At 39.2% G+C, this 237-nt stretch carries 1 protein-coding gene; it reads right to left on the bottom strand.

Going from position 1 to position 237, the window contains the following annotated elements:
- A partial coding sequence (locus AVJ19_RS22150; protein WP_162626705.1) for a hypothetical protein occupies positions 1 to 237 on the bottom strand: 237 nt, incomplete at both ends.

Raw genomic sequence — 237 nt, 5'->3', positions numbered from 1 at the left:
CTTAGAAATTTGTTGACATCCTGAAGCATTGGATTTGCAGGTTCACTGCCATATAGGCAGCTTAGAAAATCACAAAACTTGCGATGGCTGTATAAAATGGGTTCACTGCCATATAGGCAGCTTAGAAAGTCATGGAACTCTTGCAAATCATTGCTTAACAGTTCACTGCCATATAGGCAGCTTAGAAAATACATTCCGGTATTAATTAGTGATTCCCATAGTTCACTGCCATATAGG

Source organism: Acinetobacter sp. CFCC 10889, assembly GCF_003268395.1.
Taxonomy (GTDB): Bacteria; Pseudomonadota; Gammaproteobacteria; order Pseudomonadales; family Moraxellaceae; genus Acinetobacter.
The sequence above is the reverse complement of the archived record's forward strand: the minus strand, read 5'-3'. Positions and strand labels throughout refer to the sequence as shown.